This window comes from Stenotrophomonas sp. STEN029 (assembly GCF_056760015.1).
Map to the genome: position 1 here is coordinate 1 of NZ_JBRREC010000151.1, position 5,607 is coordinate 5,607.

The following is a 5,607-nucleotide window of genomic DNA, read 5'->3' on the forward strand; positions in this document are numbered from 1 at the left end:
GGGGCTGTTGGCGCATAGGGTAATGACCGCCCTATCTCCTGCTCCCGGGTGCGCTGCGCTTACCCGGGCTACGGCGAGCACTGTTTACGCGTTCGGCGAGGCCACACGCGCCATCCGCGCCTTGCGCACACCGGCCACCGCGAACACCACCAGCCCGGCCCAGATCAGGCAGAAGCCGACCAGCTGGTTGGCGTTGAAGGCCTCGCGAAACACCAGTACACCGACCAGGAACTGCAGGGTCGGCGCGATGTACTGCAGCAGGCCGACCACCGTCAGTGGCACCCGCCGCACACCGAAGGCGAAGGCAATCAGCGGGATCGCACTGACCGCACCGGCCAGCACCAGCAACACGTCATTGCCAAGTCCCCAACCTGAAATGAAACCACCACCATGGCCGCTCTCGGCCCAGATCACATAGGCCAACGCCGGTGCGACCATGAACAGGCTTTCCACACCCAGACCGCTCACCGCATCCACCACAACCAGCTTGCGCAGCAGGCCATACAGGCCAAAGGTGATGGACAGGCCAATCGCGATCCACGGCGGGCGCCCGCTCTGCCAGGTCAGCCAGGCCACGCCCAGCGCCGCCAGCGCTACCGCCAGCCATTGCAGCTTGCCCAGGCGCTCGCCCAGCACCACTACGCCAAGCAGCACGCTCAGCAGTGGGTTGATGAAATAGCCCAGGCTGGTTTCCACCACGTGGCCAGCATTCACCGCCCAGATGTACAGGCTCCAGTTGAGCGCGATCAGCAGGCTGGAAAGGCCCAGCAACCAGAACCGCCGCGGCGTTGCCCATACCTCGGTCAACCAGCCCCAGCCGCGCATGATGCCCAGGCCACCGACCAGCAGCACCGCGCTCCAGACGATGCGATGGGCAATGATCAGGAACGAGGGCACCTCCTTGAGCAGGTGCCAGTACAGCGGGAACAGGCCCCAGATGACGAAGGCCAGGGTCGTGGCCCAGAGGCCGTTACGGGTTTCGCTGTTGCTGTTCATGCGCGACGCAGCCTGGCAAGGGTGATGACCACGACGCCGGCCAGAATCACCGCCATCGCGCCGAGATCGGAAACGCTGAAGCGCTCATGCGCGATCCACGCGCCCAGCGCCACGGCGATCACCGGATTGACGTAGGCATAGCTGCTGGCCAACACCGGGCGCACGTTGTGCAGCAGCCACACGTAGGCGGTGAAAGCGATGATCGAACCGAACACGGTCAGGTAGCTCACCGACAACAGGCCCTGCAGGTTGGGCAGCGCGCTGATGCGCTCGCCGCGCAGCAGGCCGGCGCTGATCAGGACCACGCCACCGCACAGCATCTGCCCGGCGGCAGTCATGAACGGCGATGGCAGGTCGCGGCCGCGCGACCAGATCGAACCACCGGCCCAGCCCAGCGGCGCGATCAGCAACAGGATCAGCCCGGTCGGCGTCGCGGTCAGGCTGCTGCCCGCGTTGAGCCAGACCACGCCGACAAAGCCAATGGCGATGCCCAGCCACTCGCCAAGCGTGGCCTTCTCGCCACGGATGGCGGAGAACAGCGCCATCCACAACGGAACCGAGGCCACCGCCACCGCGGCCAGACCGGATGACACATCGCGCTCGGCCAGCACCACCATGCCATTGCCGAGGAACAGCAGGCACACCCCCATCACCGCCACCGTCTTCCACTGCGCGCGGGTCGGCGCGGCGACACCGCGCCAGCGCAGGAAGGCATAGAGCAGGCTGCCAGCGACGAGGAAACGCGTACCGGAGATCACCGTCAGCGGCGGCAGGCCGCTTTCCAGCGCCAGATGGATGCCGAGATAGGTCGACCCCCACACCACGTAGACCAGGAACAAGGCCAGAACGACAAGGCCACCCCTGGGAGGAGCAGCCGGCGTGGATACGGGGGAGGACATGAGGCGGTGCCACCATTCGGGGGAAGGTGAATTCTAGGGCACAGCGGCGCCGAGATCAGTCTGAAAAACGGCATGCTGTATTCGTTTGGCAGGCTACCTACATCATCCATACACGCTCTGCGGTAGCGTGCAGGCAACCACCACGTCACCACGGCGTGCATCGCCCGGCCCTTGGCCATCAAGCGAGGACAGCTCCTGCATGAACACCTCCACCGCCAGCGCACCGGCAGCCTCCGACCGCGCCGCCCTGCGCCGCTCCATCTCCAACACCTTGAAGGGCTCGGCCGGCAATCTGGTCGAGTGGTATGACGTCTACGTCTACTCGGTGTTCGCGGTGTACTTCGAGTCGCAGTTCTTCTCGGCCGCCGACAAGAACTCCACGATCTACGTGTGGGCGATCTTCGCCGCCACCTTCCTGATGCGCCCGATCGGTGCCTGGTACTTCGGCCGCTTCGCCGACCGCTACGGCCGCCGCCGTGCACTGACGGTATCAGTGACGGTGATGGCGGCCTGCTCGTTCCTGATCGCGATCACCCCGACCGCCGCCCAGATTGGTGGCGCGGCGGCGCTGATCCTGTTGTTCGCGCGGCTGGCACAGGGTTTCGCCACCGGTGGCGAGTACGGCACCAGCGCCACCTACATGTCCGAAGCGGCGATCCCCGGCCGGCGCGGCTTCCTGTCCTCATTCCACTACGTCACCCTAGTTGGCGGCCACGTACTGGCGCAGCTGACCCTGCTCGGCATGTTGCTGCTATGGGACAAGCCCGAGATTTCGGCCTGGGGCTGGCGCATCGCCTTCGGCATTGGTGGCATTGCCGCCATCGTGGTGTTCTGGCTGCGCCGGAGCATGGACGAATCGCTGACCTCCGACTCCATCGAAGCGGCGAAGGGTGGGCGCGCCAAGGCATCCGGCTCGATGTACGAATTGTTCGTGCATCAGTGGCGCGCCCTGCTGCTGTGTTTCCTGATCACCGCTGGCGGCACGGTGGCGTTCTACACCTACTCGGTGAACGGGCCGAAGATGATCCAGAGCGCTTTCGCCGGCAATGACGTGATGACCGGCACCGTGATCAACCTGGGCGTACTGACGTTTTTGATGCTGCTGCAGCCGGTCGGCGGTTGGCTGTCGGACATCGTCGGGCGCAAGAGCCTGCTGGTATTCTTCGGCGTCGGCGGCGTGCTCTACAGCTGGTACATGATCACCCAGCTTCCGCAGCAGCATGATCCGCTGATGGCCTTCCTGGTGCTGGCAGTCGGCTTCGTCATCCTCACCGGTTACACCTCGATCAACGCAGTGGTGAAGGCCGAGCTGTTCCCCACGCATGTGCGTGCGCTGGGCGTTGGCTTTGGTTATGCGCTGGCCAATTCATTGTTTGGCGGTACCGCACCGTTGCTGTATCAGGGCGCGTTGAAGACCGGGCATGTGGATACGTTTGCGATCTATGTAACCGCGGTGATCGCGGTATCGCTGGTGGTGTATGTGTTCTTTCTGAAGAACAAGGGGCCGAACTGGTTGGATGGTACGCGACGGTAAAGGCTTGGGCTTGGGCTTGGGCTTGGGCTTGGGCTTGGGCTTGGGCTTGGGCTCTGCTCTTCTGCCGTCATTCCCGCGCAGGCGGGGTATTCAACCGACGAATGTCGGGTCATCGCTCTATGCCTTTGCATTTGCCTTTTGCATTTGCCCTTTTCCCTGCCTTCGTCCTGCCAAATGCAAACAGCAAAAGCCAGAGCGATTCCCGCCTTCGCGGGAATGACGACATAAAAGCAAAAGCGAACAGCGAAGAGCAAAAAGCAAAAGCCGGCGGACTCAGTCCGCCGGTCCTCTCATCACTCAGCGCCGGGCAACATCATTCAACGCCGAGCAGCATCACTCGCTTCACGTGCAGCCTCGAACTCCGCACCCTTCTGCCACGTCGGCCACTTCCGGCTGTTGGCCAGCTCCAACCCCATGTCGTAGACCAACAAGGTGTCGGCAGCCAAACCACGCGCGTCCCACTGCGGCGACCACGCGTCGCAGGCCTGGTGGTAGCACTTGGCAAAATAGGCATCACGCAACGCGCGGCCGGCGGCAACGCCGCCGTCCAGCTTGTCCAGGCCGGCGCCGACGGTGATCGCCGGCACGCCCTTGCGGGCAAACGCGAAGTGATCGGCGCGGTAGAAGAAGCCAGCCTCCAGGTTCGGATCCGGCGACCAACGACGGCCACGTGCCTGGGCAACGCGCTGCACATCGTCTTCCAGCGAAACCCGGCCATTGCCCCAGGTCGCGATGTCAGCGGTTTCGCCGTCCGGGCTGAACATCTCGATGTTCAATACCGCAGCGGTGGTCTCCAGCGGTGCCAGCGGGTGCGCGGCGTAGTAGCTGGCGCCGAGCAGGCCCTTCTCTTCGGCCGTCAACGCGATGAAATACAGCGAACGCTGCGGGCGCGGGCCGGCGGCGAACACGCGCCCCAGCTCCAGCACCGAGGCCACGCCGGTGGCATTGTCGATGGCGCCGTGGCGCACGGTCTGGCCGCTTGCGTCCGGCTGGCCGATGCCGAAGGCGTCCCAGTGCGCCGAGAAGATCACCGACTCCTGCGGATGGCTGCTGCCTTCCAGCTTGGCCACCACGTTACGGGTGACCACGCGCTCACGCTTGACCCAGAAGCTGGTGGTGAGACTGGCGTCGCCGAGCTCGACAGGACGGAAGTCGGCCTTCATCGCCTTGCGCTTCTCGGTCTCGAAATCGAGCCCAGCGGCGCTGAAGATGCGTTCGGCCAGGGCACGCTGCATCCAGCCGCGTACCGGCGTATGCGCGGCCAATGCCTCATCGTTGCTGCGTTCGATATCGAACAGCGGCGAAGTACCCGACGCCTTTACCGTCGCCCACGGATAGGCGGCCGGTGCGGTCTCATGCACGATCAGCACGCCCTCGGCACCGCGGCGTGCGGCTTCCTCGAACTTGTAGGTCCAGCGGCCGTAATAGGTGACCGCCTTGCCGTCGAACGCACCGGGCGCTTCGGTCTCGAAGTCGGCATCGTTGATCAGCACGACGGCGATCTTGCCGCTCAGGTCCAGATCCTTGTAATCGTCCCAATGCCGTTCCGGCGCGGAGATGCCATAGCCGATGAACACAAGCGGCGTGTCCTGCTGGTCGACCACACCGAACGGGCTCAGGCTCTGCAGGGTGATGTCCTCACCATTGACCAGGGGCACCGACTTGCCGTTCAAGCTCAGGCTGGCCTGCACCTGACCGTCCACCGTTGCACGGACCAGGGGTACTTCCTGCACCCAGCTGCCGTCCTTGCCTCCGGGCTGCAGGCCGGCCTTGCGGAATTCGTCGACCAGATAGTCCACCGTGCGCTGCTCACCGGCCGAGGCCGGGGCACGGCCTTCGAACTCGTCCGAGGCGAGGATGCGCACATGCCGCGACAGCGCTTCCGGATCGATGCCACCGCCGGGCAGGTCATTGGCCGCCGAGGCGATGCCGCCGACAAACAGGCAGGAGGACAGCAGCAGGATGCGCATCGGGTTCACGGCAACTACCAACGACAGAATGAATGGCAGATTCTAACCGCCAACGGCCTTGTAGGAGCGGCGTAAGCCGCGAAGCTAATGAAGCAACAGCCACGGCAACAGCACAAAAGCACCCCTCCCCAACCCTCCCCTGCGCTACGCGCAAGGGAGGGAGCGGTAGTGCCGAGCCATGCTCGGCAGAGGCCTTACCGGTAGAGCC

General features: G+C 64.6%; 4 protein-coding genes. 1 reads left to right on the top strand and 3 read right to left on the bottom strand.

Annotated elements, in window-relative coordinates; all coding sequences use genetic code 11:
• Positions 1 to 84: 84 nt before the first annotated feature.
• Both rarD and yedA read right to left on the bottom strand, forming a co-directional pair.
• Positions 85 to 996: an EamA family transporter RarD gene (gene rarD / locus ACVOLI_RS20050; protein WP_481615724.1), complete on the bottom strand. Its 912-nt coding sequence runs from the start codon at positions 994 to 996 to the stop codon at positions 85 to 87.
• Positions 993 to 1,895, bottom strand: a complete 903-nt coding sequence (gene yedA, locus ACVOLI_RS20055) for a drug/metabolite exporter YedA (protein WP_296252555.1) — start codon at positions 1,893 to 1,895, stop codon at positions 993 to 995. Before yedA ends, rarD begins: the two co-directional genes overlap by 4 nt.
• Positions 1,896 to 2,094: 199 nt before the next feature.
• On the opposite strand from yedA, the gene ACVOLI_RS20060 reads away from it, so the two are divergent.
• Positions 2,095 to 3,429, top strand: coding sequence for an MFS transporter (locus tag ACVOLI_RS20060; RefSeq protein ID WP_481615725.1), 1,335 nt, complete (start codon positions 2,095 to 2,097; stop codon positions 3,427 to 3,429).
• A 317-nt stretch (positions 3,430 to 3,746) separates the two neighbouring features.
• Here the strand turns inward: ACVOLI_RS20060 and ACVOLI_RS20065 are convergent, their stop codons facing one another.
• Complete coding sequence (locus ACVOLI_RS20065; RefSeq protein ID WP_481615726.1) at positions 3,747 to 5,399, bottom strand: M28 family metallopeptidase; 1,653 nt, start codon at positions 5,397 to 5,399, stop codon at positions 3,747 to 3,749.
• Between the last annotated feature and the right edge of the window lie 208 nt (positions 5,400 to 5,607).